12 protein-coding genes are annotated in these 13,640 nt (G+C 27.9%); all 12 read left to right on the forward strand.

The features are described 5' to 3' along the window. The first annotated feature begins 34 nt into the window (after positions 1 to 34). Entirely contained in the window at positions 35 to 1,219 is a 1,185-nt protein-coding gene (locus CSPA_RS05865; protein ID WP_242838574.1) for a sensor histidine kinase, read from the forward strand. Then, a complete protein-coding gene (locus CSPA_RS05870; protein ID WP_015391296.1) occupies positions 1,200 to 1,874 on the forward strand; it encodes a response regulator in 675 nt (224 codons plus the stop codon). The genes CSPA_RS05865 and CSPA_RS05870 overlap by 20 nt, the downstream gene beginning before the upstream one ends. Before the next feature lie 80 nt (positions 1,875 to 1,954). After that, entirely contained in the window at positions 1,955 to 2,137 is a 183-nt protein-coding gene (locus CSPA_RS05875) for a hypothetical protein (protein WP_015391297.1), read from the forward strand. Positions 2,138 to 2,538: 401 nt separating this feature from the next. Then, entirely contained in the window at positions 2,539 to 3,213 is a 675-nt protein-coding gene (locus tag CSPA_RS05880) for a YveK family protein (RefSeq protein ID WP_015391298.1), read from the forward strand. A gap of 12 nt (positions 3,214 to 3,225) precedes the next feature. Continuing rightward, positions 3,226 to 3,918 (forward strand): CpsD/CapB family tyrosine-protein kinase, encoded by a 693-nt coding sequence (locus CSPA_RS05885; protein ID WP_015391299.1) that lies wholly within the window; start codon positions 3,226 to 3,228, stop codon positions 3,916 to 3,918. A gap of 114 nt (positions 3,919 to 4,032) precedes the next feature. Continuing rightward, the gene (locus CSPA_RS05890; protein WP_015391300.1) at positions 4,033 to 6,504 is read left to right on the forward strand and encodes a LuxR C-terminal-related transcriptional regulator; all 2,472 of its coding nucleotides are present in this window, start codon (positions 4,033 to 4,035) and stop codon (positions 6,502 to 6,504) included. Positions 6,505 to 6,697: 193 nt separating this feature from the next. After that, on the forward strand, positions 6,698 to 7,384 hold the full coding sequence (locus CSPA_RS05895) for a sugar transferase (protein WP_015391301.1): 687 nt from the start codon (positions 6,698 to 6,700) through the stop codon (positions 7,382 to 7,384). A gap of 17 nt (positions 7,385 to 7,401) precedes the next feature. Further along, complete coding sequence (locus CSPA_RS05900) at positions 7,402 to 8,748, forward strand: UDP-glucose dehydrogenase family protein (protein ID WP_015391302.1); 1,347 nt, start codon at positions 7,402 to 7,404, stop codon at positions 8,746 to 8,748. A 22-nt stretch (positions 8,749 to 8,770) separates the two neighbouring features. Continuing rightward, positions 8,771 to 9,931, forward strand: coding sequence for a beta 1-4 rhamnosyltransferase Cps2T (gene cps2T / locus CSPA_RS05905; RefSeq protein ID WP_015391303.1), 1,161 nt, complete (start codon positions 8,771 to 8,773; stop codon positions 9,929 to 9,931). A 24-nt stretch (positions 9,932 to 9,955) separates the two neighbouring features. Further along, positions 9,956 to 11,059: a polysaccharide pyruvyl transferase family protein gene (locus CSPA_RS05910; RefSeq protein WP_015391304.1), complete on the forward strand. Its 1,104-nt coding sequence runs from the start codon at positions 9,956 to 9,958 to the stop codon at positions 11,057 to 11,059. Beyond that, a complete protein-coding gene (locus CSPA_RS05915; RefSeq protein ID WP_144053526.1) occupies positions 11,025 to 12,227 on the forward strand; it encodes a Coenzyme F420 hydrogenase/dehydrogenase, beta subunit C-terminal domain in 1,203 nt (400 codons plus the stop codon). Before CSPA_RS05910 ends, CSPA_RS05915 begins: the two co-directional genes overlap by 35 nt. 36 nt (positions 12,228 to 12,263) lie before the next feature. Beyond that, positions 12,264 to 13,634 carry a glycosyltransferase gene (locus CSPA_RS05920; RefSeq protein WP_015391306.1) on the forward strand — a complete coding sequence of 457 codons (1,371 nt, stop codon included), beginning with the start codon at positions 12,264 to 12,266 and terminating at the stop codon, positions 13,632 to 13,634. Positions 13,635 to 13,640: the final 6 nt, after the last annotated feature.

A 13,640-nucleotide genomic window follows, 5' to 3' on the forward strand; every position in this document is an offset into this window, starting at 1 on the left:
GAACTTAAGTTGTATTTTGAATGAAGGCGAGGATGTGATAAACAATATGGACTTAGATGTTAATGCTATCAGTAAAATAATCAACAATATAATAGGGGAGATAGATTCAAGCAGAGGGCAAATACTTAATATTGTTGAAAACATAAGAAAAGATAAGGAAAAATTGAAGCTTGAGATTAAGAAAGTTAAGGAGGATGTTGTTAGGGTTATAGGTGAGGTTGATGAACTGGAAAGGCAAGATAAGGCTAGTAGAAAAAGACTGGCTCGGGTCTCTGCAAATTTTAAAAAATATTCTGAAAGTGATATTAAGAAGGCTTACGAAAGAGCAGAGGATACAAGGGTTAAATTTTATACAAAGAAAAACGAAGAAAAATTACTAAGAGATAAAAGAGATAGTCTGGAAATAGCCCTAAAGAAAACAATGGTAAATATTGAGGGTGGTGAAAAAATAATTAATCAAATAAGTATCGCCATGGGTTATTTAGAGGGAGATATTCTTTCGGTTTTAGAAGGAGCTGATAAAAATTCGGAAATGTTTATTGGTATAAAAATTTTAGAAGCTCAAGAAAATGAAAGAAAGAGAATTGCAAGAGATATTCATGATGGACCTGCTCAGCATATGGCTAATGTAGTTATGAAGGTGGATATTTGTAAGATGGTTCTTCAGAAGGATTTTGAAGAAGGACTTAAGGAATTGGAAGATTTAAAGGGATGTGTTAAAGTAGCCTTAAAGGAAGTAAGAAGTATTATATTTGATTTAAGACCAATGTCTTTAGATGATTTGGGGTTAATTCAAACTATACAGCAAACAGTAAATACTATTTCAGAGGAGTCTAATATTGATATAAAGATAAAATTAAAGCCCATTGAGACAGAAATAGAATCCATTATTCAGGTTGCAGTATATAGAATTATTCAGGAAATATTCAATAATATTAAAAAGCATTCTAAAGCAAAGAGTGCAGAGGTAAAGATGGATTTCGGAGTAAAATATTTAATATTAATTATAACTGATGATGGTGTTGGATTTAATATAGAAGAAACTTTAAAGAGGGTAAAAACCAAAGGAACTTCCTATGGACTTATTAGTATTTTTGATAGAGTAAATCAGCTTCAGGGGGAAGTTTCAATCAAATCCTCGAAGAAAACAGGTACAACTTATACTGTTAAGCTTCCTATTAATCGAGAGGTGGCAAAAGATGAAAGACGAGGTAATTAAAATATTGATCGCTGATGATCATGATATAATAAGGCAGGGTTTAAAGAGAATTATTAGTTTTGAAGAGGATATGAATATTGATTTTGAGGCAGAAAATGGTGAGAAGGCACTGAAGCTTTTAAATATGCATGAGTTAGATGTTGTTATATTAGATTGCAATATGCCAATTATGAATGGCATTGAAATTCTTAGAAGTATAAAGGTGCAAGGAGACAAAATTAAAGTCATAATGTTAACTGTTGAAAATGATAGAAATACTATTAATACAGCTATAAATATTGGAGCAGATGGCTATATGCTTAAGGATTCAGCAGGAACAGAGATCGTAAATGCAATTAGAACAGTACATAAGGGTGAAAAATATATTGATAAATCATTAGTTTCCATACTTTTTTCAGACATGAAAATTAAGGATAAGAAAGTAGCAAGTGTTTTAGATAAGCTTTCAAGAAGAGAGGTTGAAGTGCTGATTAAAATCTCGAAAGGGCTTAGTAATAAGGAAATTGGAGAACAACTGTATCTTTCGGAAAAGACAATTAAAAACTATGCTACAAATCTTTTTAGAAAGATAAATGTGGAGGATAGAGTTAAGGCTACAATTTTTGCAATAGAAAATAATATCAAGGAATATTACATAAGTAAATATGAGGATTAATCAAATAGGGGCTTTAGTCCCTATTTTTTTGTGACTTTTGCAATCTGCCAAAGTAAAGTTGAGAGTATTATAATTAAGTCATGAAGAAAAGAAAAAACACAATATATTTGCAGTCTTTAAAATCACCAAATCAAATAATAAAAGACATAACTGTTTTAGGAGCAACTGAAACAATACTTTCAGGAACTCTTATAGATAAGAAAATGATTAAAGAAATTCAAGTGCCTAATGATTCTATTTTAGGCGATTATATTTTGCAATAAATATGGAAAAGAAAAGATTTCTTGGGAAATATAATATACTTTTTGTTTATTTTGTCAGATTCTAAAATGATATTGCGAATTATATTATATAAAGAAAATTTATTTGAAAGAAAGTGCACTTTGATTTCTGATAATGAATTATTAAAGTTATTAGCAGTTCTTAAATTATATATTAAGTTATATGGTAGAATCTATTTTGAGTAGATTTTACCATGTTTTGTGATATAAATTAATGTAATATTAAAAAATATTTAGAATAATGTACAAAATATACTAAAAAATATAAAAACTACCTTAAATGGGTAGGTTACAGAACAGAAAATCTACTTTATACTGAATTAAATAGTACATCTAATAAATAAATTTAACTAATATCAATATAACGAGGGATGAATGAAGATATGAATGAAGACATTATAAGAATTGAAGAGCTAATAAAGATATTAAAAAAAAGATGGAAGATGATAGTTTCAATAACAATCATTTCAACCATATTTTCCGTGTTTATGAGTTTTTATATGATTTCACCTAAATATGAAGCAAGTACAAAGGTATTTATAGGAAAAGAAAATAGTAAAGATGCAAGATATAGTGATAATGATGTTAACATGTATCAAAAATTATTAAAGACATATGTGGAGGTTATATCCACTAATAATTTAGTTGAAAAGGCCATTGATAAAGAAGGCCTAGATATAACGTCGGAAGAGGTTCTTAAAGGATTAACTGTTGCACCAAGAGCTGATACTCAAATTTTAGAAATTAAGTATATAAGTGAAGATAGGATCTTAGCTAAAGATGTAGTAGATTCAATTACAGATGAATTTATAGAATCATCTACAGAGCTTATACCAAATGGGGATGTAAAGATAATAGATAAAGTAAAAATACCTGAAAGGCCAGTAAGTCCAAATAAAAAAATGAATATAGCTATTGCATTTTTACTTGGATTAATGATTAGTGTAGGATTATCATTTTTATTAGATGCTATGAACAATACATTAAAAACAAAGGAAGAATTAGAACGAATATTGGGGTTGCCAGTCATTGGTACTATCCCTAATGAATTAGCGTAAAGGAGCGAGTGCATGTTTAAGGTAAGAAAATCAGGGAAAGCAGTATTAGGGCAAGAACATAAAGAATTTATAGTTGAGCAAAAGCCGAAATCACTAGAATCAGAAGCTTATAAAACTTTAAGAACTGATATACAGTACTCATCATTTAATAAACAACTAAAAGCTATGCTGATTACAAGTTCAGAAAGAGAAGAAGGGAAATCAACAGTATCAGGAAATCTTGCATTATCATTTGCTCAAAATGATAAAAAAATAATATTAGTGGATTGTGATTTAAGAAGACCTTCAATTCATAAGAAGTTTAAAATATCTAATTTAGTTGGGCTTTCAGAAATTCTAATAGGTAAAACATCTTTAGAAGAAACAGTACAGCAATATAATGATAATCTTGATATTTTATCTTCTGGTAAGATTCCACCAAATCCATCTGAAATGTTATCATCAAATGCTATGAATAATCTAATAGAAAAGTTAAAAGAAAAATATGACATAGTGATTTTAGATAGTGCTCCACTTCAAGCAGTTACAGACGCTCAAATTTTAGCCACAAAAGTTGATGGAACGATACTTGTTGTACGAGCAGAAAGAACAAAAAAAGAATCAATAATAGAAGCTAAAAGTCTTCTAGATAAAGTTGGTGCCAATATAATAGGAACTGTCTTAAATGCAGCAGAAAATACTAGGGAAAAGTATCATTACTATTGATAAATAACATTAATAAATGAATGAAGAGAAATTCAGAGATAGTTTAATTTAATTACTAAAATATTCTTACATTCTAAAATGCATAAGACAAATATTAATTGAGGGAGGCTAGAAATGTCTAAAAAATATAATACTAAAGCTCAATACTTTACGGACAAGCTTAAAAATAAACTATCAGATATAACTCATTATCCATTAACAATAATGGAAGCACCTTGCGGATATGGTAAAACAACGGCAGCAGAAGAATTTTTAAATAAATTAGATGCAAAAGTATTATGGATGGTATTAGATAGCAACTCCACAAGTGATTTTTGGATAAAGTTTTGTCATAGTCTTTCAGATATAGACAAAGATATTGTTTTAAAAACAAAAGACATGGATATTCCTAAAGATAAAATTTCACTAGAGGAATTTTTTATTTTATTTCGAAATATAAATTTTTCTGAAGAAACGATTTTAGTAATTGATAATTTTCAATTAGTTCAAAATAAAATTATTAATAATTTTATAATAAGTATTGGAGAAAAATTATTAAAAAATGTACATATAGTTATTCTTACACAAAATCATAGTATAGAAAATATTCTTGATATGATTTTGAAAAAACAGTTAAATCATATAACAAAATCATATTTTGAGCTGGATGTATCTGAAATTCAAAAGTATTATATGCTTTGTGGAATTTCTTTAAATGAAAATGAATCAACAAATCTTTATAAATACTGTGGTGGTTGGATAAGTGTTTTATATCTTCAAATGCTTGATTATATTGAAAATAAAAGATTTCAATCAACAGACAATATTTATTTTTTAATAGAAAAAATTATGAATGATAAGTTTTCAGAAAAAGCAAAAACAAACTTTTTGAAACTTTGTTTTTGTGAAGATTTTACAGTAGAAAAGTTGAAGTTTATACTAGAGAGCACTGATGTATCAGATTTTATTAGTGAGATACATGATGTTAATATATTTATAAAATATGATGTGGATAAAAAAGTATATTGTATTCAGACTATTTTGATCGACTATTTGCAAAAAAGCTTTGAAAAATTTGATACAAATTTTCAAAATAAAATTATATTAAAAATTGGAGAGTGGTACCAACACAATAACCATCATTTACAAGCAATACTTATTTTTTATAGAATAAAAAACTTTGAATCTATATTTAGCATGAATATTAGAGCCGATGACATTACAAAAGATATGAAGGAAAAAGATAAAGATATAATATTAGAAATTGTGCAAACTTGCCCAAATGAAATCAAAAAGAAATATTCTAAAAATCTTATTGTGTTTGCTTTGATATTGTCTCAATATAAAGAATGGAATTATTTGGAGTTACTAAAAAAAGAAATTGCTGACAATATAAAAGATAGTGAAATCTTATCTGAAAAGGAAAAAACAAGTCTTATGGGAGAATTGACCTTTCTTTCAGTTTTTACAGCATATAATGATATTGAAGTTATGAGTAAGGAAAGTAAAAAAGCTTATGAGATGCTTGGAGGGCAAACAAAGCTTATAAATATCAGGGAATCATGGACATGCGGATCACCATCAGTATTATATATGTTCTATAGAAAAAGCGGAACATTAGATAAAGAACTTAAAACTATGAATGAAGGTATATCATATTACTATAAATTAACAGATAATCATGGGTATGGTGCTGAAGCAGTTATGAAAGCCGAAATACTTTTAAATCGTGGGGATTGTAAAGGTGCAGAAATATTATGTTATAAAGCAATTTACATGTCTGAAAGTAAAAAGCAATATAGTATTTATTTGTGTGCTAAATTTGTTATGCTTCGTATTGCTATAATCGATGGAAATTTCATCAAATTCAAGAGCATATTAAAAACATTAAAAGAAAAAATAAAATCATATGATCTTAATCGAGCTATAGATTTATGTGAGGGATTTATATTCAGCAATATAGGTCAAATGGAATTAATACCTAAATGGCTATCTTCCGGTGATATTGAAAAAGAAGGACTTTCTTTTTTAACTGTTTCTTATGCAAATATAATTTATGGAAAAACATTATTCTTAAAAGGTGAATATTTAAAACTTCTAGGGATTAGTCAACAATTTTTAGAAGTTGCAAGTACTTTTCCAAATATTTATTCATATGTATATACCTATATATATATGGCAGCAGCACGTTTAAAACTTGGTGAAAAAGAAATGGCTATTGAATCTTTAAAAAGTGCTTTAGAGATAGCTATACCAGATAGAATTTACATGCCTTTTGTAGAAAATGGTAAGTATATTTTAGCTATACTTAAAGAAGTAAGACAAGGTGAGTTATATAAAAATGAGATACAAGATATATTAAAATTATATAATGACTATAAAAATGGCATAGAAAAAATGAGAACTTCAAATCAACTTAATAAAATACCACAAATGACGGAGAGAGAACTTGAAGTTGCAAAGCTTGCAGCAAAAAGTTTAACTAATAAAGAAATCGGAGAACAATTATATATTTCACAAAATACTGTAAAGTTTTATTTAAAGTCAATTTTTAACAAGCTTTCAATTACATCTCGCTCTAAATTAAAAACATATTTTATACAATAAATTACTAATATGCAAAATAATTTATAAAATTATAATATTACCCATGATGGGTAGGTTACAACAAACCTATTATATTTTATACTAAATTACATAATAAAGATTCCAAATATCATTATTATTCATATCATATTAATCACACTAATTATTTAAATCACTTTAGGAAGGAAAAAATATTAAGGGAGGGAATTATATTATGCAACAACAATTGAATTTAGAAAGAGAAGAAATTCTGCTCAAAGAACAAGAGGTTTCGCTTGGAAAAAAAATAGAATCCAGAATAGGGTATTGTTTTGTAAAGAGAACCATAGATATTATTTGTTCATTAATGGGATTAATAACTTTAAGTCCGTTATTGATAATAATTTCAATGTTAATAAAAATTGAGTCAAAAGGTCCAATGTTTTTTTGCCAAGAAAGAGTTGGAAAGAATGAAAAAGCTTTTCGAATGTATAAGTTCAGATCTATGGTTGTTAATGCAGAAGAATTAAAAAAGAAATTGGTAAGCCAAAATGAAATGAGTGGGCCAATGTTTAAAATGAAGGAAGATCCTAGAGTAACCCAAATTGGTAAATTTATAAGAAAGACAAGCATAGATGAACTGCCACAGTTGATTAATGTATTAAAAGGGGAAATGAGCCTGGTGGGTCCAAGACCATCACTTCCAGATGAAGTAGCAGACTTTGAAAATTGGATGATGAAAAGACTAGAGGTAAAACCAGGACTTACTTGTTACTGGCAAGTATCAGGCAGAAATGATATTGAATTTGAGGATTGGATGAAACTTGATGTGAAATATGTAGCAGAAAGAAATACATTAACAGATATAAAACTAATATGTAAAACATTTTTTGTACTTTTTGGAGATAAGCATGCAAGATAGAAAAGGGAGAGATTAAAATGAAAATAGTAGTTGCAGGAACTGGATACGTAGGTCTAGTTACAGGTGCATGTCTTTCAGAAGTGGGACACAATGTAACCTGTGTGGACATTGATGAAAATAAAGTTGAAAAGATGAAACAAGGAATTTCACCTATATATGAACCAGGATTAGATGAATTGTTAAAAAGAAATCATGATGAAGGAAAATTGGACTTTACAGTGGATTATGAAAATGCATACAAAGATGCAGATTTAGTATTTGTAGGAGTTGGTACTCCAGAAAGGGAAGATGGTTCGGCTAATTTAGATTATGTCTTTAATGTTTGCAAACAAATTGCAGAAAATATAGAAAAAGACTGCTTGGTAGTGGTAAAATCAACAGTTCCAATAGGAACTAATGACAGGGTTGAAGGATTTTTACAAGAAATTGTTAAAAATAATGTACATGTAGAAGTGGCTTCAAATCCAGAATTCTTAGCACAGGGAACTGCAGTTGTTGATACATTATATGCTAAAAGAATAGTAATTGGCGTTGAATCAAAAAATGCAGAAAATATCTTAAGAAAAGTATATGAAAGATACAATCAACCAATAGTTGTAACTAACAGAAAAAGTGCAGAAATGATTAAATATGCTTCAAATGACTTTTTAGCTCTTAAGATTTCTTTTATGAATGAAATAGCTAATTTCTGTGAGATGGTTGGAGCAGATGTTGAGGATGTAGCTAAAGGAATGAGCTTTGACCCAAGAATAGGCGATAAATTCTTAAATGCAGGAATCGGATATGGCGGATCATGTTTCCCTAAAGATACAAAGGCACTTCATTGGCTTGCAAATGATAGTGGATATGAATTGAAAACAATAAAGGCAACCATAGAAGTAAATCAAAATCAAAAGTATAAATTATTCAGAGCAGCTAAACAAAAATTTGGTAGCTTAAAAGGATTCAAAGTAGCAGTACTTGGATTAACATTTAAGCCAGGAACTGATGATTTAAGAGAAGCACCATCAATACCTAATGTAAGAAGGTTATTAGATGAAGGTGCAGAAATAGTAGCATATGATCCAGTAGGAATTGATAATTTCAAGAGAATATATCCAACTGAAGTTAAATATGTAGAGACTCCAGAAGAAACTTTAAAAGGTGCGGATTTGGCGTTTATATTTACTGAGTGGAATGAGATTAGAGATTTAGATTTAAGTTTATATGAAGAGTTGATGGAGACTCCTGTTATATTTGATGGGAGAAATTGTTATACAATTAATGAGGTAAAAGAAAGAAATATAGAATATCATTCTGTTGGAAGAAAAGCTATTCTAAATTTAGAAAATGCTAAAAGAGAAGTAGCAGCGACAATAAGATAGATAATGAATAAGGGGAATACTAATGAAACACGTATTTATTATAGGCTCAAAAGGAATACCTGCAAAATATGGTGGATTTGAGACATTCGTTGAAAAACTAACAGAAGGACAGAAAAGTAAAGAAATAAAATACCATGTTTCTTGTTTAGCAGATAATTCTAAAGAGTTTGAGCATAATGGAGCAAGGTGCTTTAATGTAAAAGTACCTAATATTGGTCCAGCAAAAGCAGTTTATTATGATATAGTGGCATTAAAAGAATGTATAAAATACATAAGAAAGAATAATATAAAAAACTCAATAGTATATATCTTAGCTTGTAGAATTGGACCATTTATTGGTTATTTTAAACAGAAATTAAAAAAATTAGGTGTATCATTAATTGTTAATCCAGATGGCCATGAATGGAAGAGAGCAAAATGGAATAAAGCTATAAGACAATATTGGAAAACTTCAGAGAAATACATGGTTAAGCATGCAGACTTGTTAATATGTGATTCAAAGAATATTGAAAAATATATAAAAGAAGATTATAAACAGTACAAGCCAAAAACAACTTTTATAGCTTATGGAGCTGATACTGAAAAATCGAAATTATCTGATGATGATAATACTTTGCTTAAATGGTATAAAGAAAAAGATATTAAGAAAAAAGAATACTATCTAGTTGTAGGTAGATTTGTTCCAGAAAACAACTATGAAACTATGATAACTGAATTTATGAAATCAAAAACATATAAGGATTTTGTATTAATAACAAATATAGAGGGAAATAAATTCTATAACGAGTTAAAAGAAAAGACAAGGTTTAATAAAGATAAAAGAATAAAGTTTGTTGGAACAGTTTATAATCAAGAATTGTTAAAAAAGATTAGAGAAGATGCTTACGGATATTTCCATGGACATGAAGTTGGAGGAACTAATCCATCTTTATTAGAGGCATTAGCTACAACTGACTTGAACATCTTATTGAATGTTGGATTTAATAGAGAAGTTGGAGAAGACGGGGCATTATACTTTAATAAAGAAAGTGGAGATCTAGCAAGATTGGTAGACAGCTTAGAATCATATGAAGAAATTGCTGCTACTTCCCTTGGTGGAGTGGCTAAAGATAGGGTCTTAAAAGAGTACACTTGGGAGAAAATAATTAATGATTATGAAAATCTGTTTATTAAGCTAAATTAATATTTATAAAAGGAGAATAGTTATTTGAATAAAAAAGATATATCAATAATAACAATCCATAATATATATAATTATGGATCTGCACTGCAAAGCTATGCAACACAAAAATTTATAAATGATTTAGGATATGATGCAAAATTAATAGATTACAGGCCTAAATACGATAAAAGTTTAAAAAGATTAATAAAAGATTTAGCTATTATGATTTTATTTTTTAATAAATATTTTAAGAGGAAAAAAAATTACGCTGACTTTCATTATAAAAAAATGAGATTATCTTCAAAAATGTATAAGACATATAATGAATTAATAAAAAATCCACCAATGTCAGATATATATATTTCAGGAAGCGATCAGGTATGGAATACATATTTTCCTTGCGGAAAGGATCCGGCATATACGCTAGAATTTGTTAAAAGTGAGAATAAGATATCATATGCAGCTAGTATGGGAAGATCAGATATGTCTATTGATGATCTTAAAAGATTAGCTAATAGAATAGCTGATTATAAATGGATCTCAATGAGAGAGCAGTCAGGAGTTGATCAACTTAAAAAGGTTGGGGTTGAATCAATAAATGTATCAGATCCCGTTTTTCTTTTATCAGCTAATTATTATAGGACAATAAGTGTAAAAAGTAAGTTTAGAAATTATATTTTAGTATATTCAGTACATCAATCAAAAGAATTAAGCGATATTGTTGAAGAATATAAAGGAAGGCTTGGCTTAGATGTCGTATTAGTAGGAGATTTTCCAGTTAAATGCTACCATGATATATCATTAAAAGAGGCAGGGCCATTAGAGTTTTTAGGATTAATTGATGGAGCAGATTTTATAATAACAAACTCATTCCACTGTGTATCATTTTCACTAATTTTAGAAAAGCAATTTATTGCTGTAATGCCTAAAGTTAATACATCAAGGATTAGTAATATATTAGGTGTTGCTGGGTTGAATAATAGAGCATATGAAAACATTCTCAATCTTCCTGGAAAACTAGAAAAGATTGATTATAAGAAGGTTACTCCAAGAGTATCTAAGTATGCCGAGTATTCGAGAAAGCAACTTTCAAATATATTATTAACAATCTCAAATGCGGAGACGAATGCAGAATATGAATGTGTATAGTGATAAAAAACACTGCTCAGGATGTTCAGGATGCTATAATATTTGCCCTAAAGAATGCATTGAAATGCAGCAAGATGAAGAAGGCTTCTTATACCCAAGGATTGATGAGAAGAAATGTATTAAGTGTAATTTATGTTCAAAGGTATGTCCATACAATAATGATAACGAAGATAATGACATTGAAAAACCTAAAGCTTTTGCATGTATACATAAAGATATAGAGGTAGTAAAGAAAAGTACATCAGGTGGAGCTTTTACGGCTATTGCTGAAAGTATATGTAAGGAAGAGTATGTTATTTTCGGTGCAGCATTAAATGAAAATGTTAGAGTTGTACATAAGTACATAGCCGATATAAAAGATATTGATTTATTTAGAAGTTCTAAATATGTTCAAAGTGATATTAGTAAGTCATTAAAAGATGTTAAAACTTTTTTAGATAAAGGTAAAAAGGTTATCTTTACAGGAACGCCTTGTCAAATAGCAGGAATTAAATCTTTTTTAAGAAAAGATTATGAAAATTTAATTACTATTGATTTAGTATGTCATGGAGTACCAAGCCCATTAGTTTTTGAAAAGTATAAAGAGTATATGGAAAAAATACATAACAGCAGAATAAAGCATGTTAATTTCAGAGATAAAACTAAAAAATGGGATGAACATAATATGACTATTAAGTTTGAAAATGGAGCTATATATACTAAAAGAGGTGTAGATGATGCATTTGAAGTCGGATTCTATAAGCATCTATATCATAGACCATCTTGTCATCAATGCCCGTTTTCAAGAATCCCTAGAGTAGGTGATTTTACGTTAGGTGATTTGTGGGGAATTGATGATATAATTCCACAGATTAACGATAAAAAAGGTATATCTCTTTTATTATTTAATACTAAAAAATCAGAAGCTTTTGTTAAAGAAATTAAGGAAAGAGCTAAATTGATAGAAATAAATTTAAATGATGCAGTGGCAAATAATAAAAATTTAATAAAGTGTACAGAGGAAAGTCCAAATAGAATCGAGTTTATGAACGATATGCAAATAATGAAATATAGTCAGCTTAAGGAAAAATATTTAAAGCCACGTCCATTATCATTTAGAATTGTATCAAAAGTATTAAATAAGAAGACTAAAGTTAAGATAAAAAAGATGCTTGGAATGAAAAAATAGCTTATGTAAATAAAGTTATTTGTTAAAAGGAGAGCTATGAAGATATTACATTATAGTTTAGGTTTGCCACCATATAGAACAGGTGGGTTAACTAAATATTCTTATGATTTAATGAAAGAGCAAGTGCAAAATAATGATGAAGTGTATTTATTATTTCCAGGACAGATGTGTTTAATAAACAAAGTAACTAAGATTAAACATTATAAGAATCAAGATGGAATTAAAGCATTCGAATTAATAAATCCATTACCAGTTCCATTATTAAATGGCATATCAGAACCGGGAAGTTTTATTAAACCATGTAATTTAGATATTTTTAAAAAATATCTAAAAGATCATTCTATTGAGATAGTACATGTTCATACTATGATGGGATTATATAAGGAATTTTTAGAAGCTTGCAAGAGTTTAAATATAAAAATTGTATATACAACACATGATTATTTTGGAATTTGTACAAAGGTTAACTTTTTAGATAATAAAGGAAATGTATGTAATGATAGAAATATAGAAAAGTGCTTAAGATGTAATCAATCAGGAGATAGTATAAAAATGATTAATATCCTTCAATCTCGTATTTATAGAGAACTAAAAAATAAGGGCATTATTAATAAATTAAAAGATATCTTAAATAAAAATAGTTCCAATAAAAGGACAAGCAATAATGATTATAAAAAAAGTGAGCAAATAGAAATAAGTGATAATTATAGAATAGCTTATAAAAAATTACTAGCTTATTACAATATTATGTTCACTTATATAGATAAATTTTTATTTAATAGTAGTATATCAAAGGAAGTATATGAAAAATATCTAGATTGTAATGGAGAAATAGTTTCTATTACTCATAGCAATATTAAAGATAATAGGAAACTGAAAGATTATAATCATGATAAATTAAGATTGACCTATTTAGGACCAGATAAAGAATATAAGGGATTTAATTTATTAATTGATGCAATAAAGGAATTAAATAATAAATATAAATCTAAGATTGAGTTGAATTTATATGGAGATATAGGTAAGTATCAAATGGATGATAATATAAATGTTTATGGTAGATATTCATATGAACAATTAGAAACTATATTTGATCAAACAGATTTATTAATAGTTCCAAGTATATGGTACGAAACTTTTGGTTTTATTACTTTAGAAGCATTAAGTTATGGGGTACCAGTGCTAGTAACTGATAGAGTAGGATCAAAAGACTTAATTACACAAAATGATTTAAATATAGGAATAGTAATAAACTTAGAAAAAGAAAGCTTAAAAGATGTTATTAGTAAGTTATGTATATTGAAAACAGAGTTAAAGAAGATAAATAAAAATATTAAAAACAGTACTTTTATTTATCATATTAAAGATCATTATAAAAAAATAAAGTCTAGTTATAAAAATGATTAAGGAGAA

The organism is Clostridium saccharoperbutylacetonicum N1-4(HMT), from assembly GCF_000340885.1.
Classification (GTDB): domain Bacteria; phylum Bacillota; class Clostridia; order Clostridiales; family Clostridiaceae; genus Clostridium; species Clostridium saccharoperbutylacetonicum.